The sequence below is a fragment of the Paraburkholderia sp. SIMBA_030 genome (assembly GCF_046535245.1).
Lineage (GTDB): Bacteria > Pseudomonadota > Gammaproteobacteria > Burkholderiales > Burkholderiaceae > Paraburkholderia.
The window spans coordinates 1-265 of sequence record NZ_JAWRXB010000728.1 but is presented as its reverse complement, the minus strand read 5'-3'; the positions used below and the strand labels follow the sequence as shown (position 1 = coordinate 265).

1 protein-coding gene is annotated in these 265 nt (G+C 66.0%); it reads left to right on the top strand.

Features of this window, described 5'->3' with window-relative positions; genetic code table 11:
* Positions 1-265, top strand: a 265-nt coding sequence (locus SB772_RS41875; RefSeq protein WP_410838759.1) for an SAM-dependent methyltransferase, incomplete at both ends; no start/stop codon positions are given.

The window sequence follows — 265 nt, the reverse complement described above, 5'->3', positions numbered from 1 at the left end:
CGAGTCCCGAGCGGCGGCGCGACGGCGTCGAATACAAGGCGGCTGTCGACGAACTCAATCGCGACAAGCAGCGCGTATTCCAAGGGCTGATCGAGCATGAACTCGCCGACGGCCAATGCGGCGCGTTCCTCGTCTGGGGCGATCCCGCGCTCTACGACAGCACGATCCGCATTCTCGATGCGATCCTCGGCGAAGGGCGGCTCGCGTTCGAGTTCGAGGTGATCCCGGGCATCAGCAGCGTGCAGGCGCTGGCCGCGAAGCATCG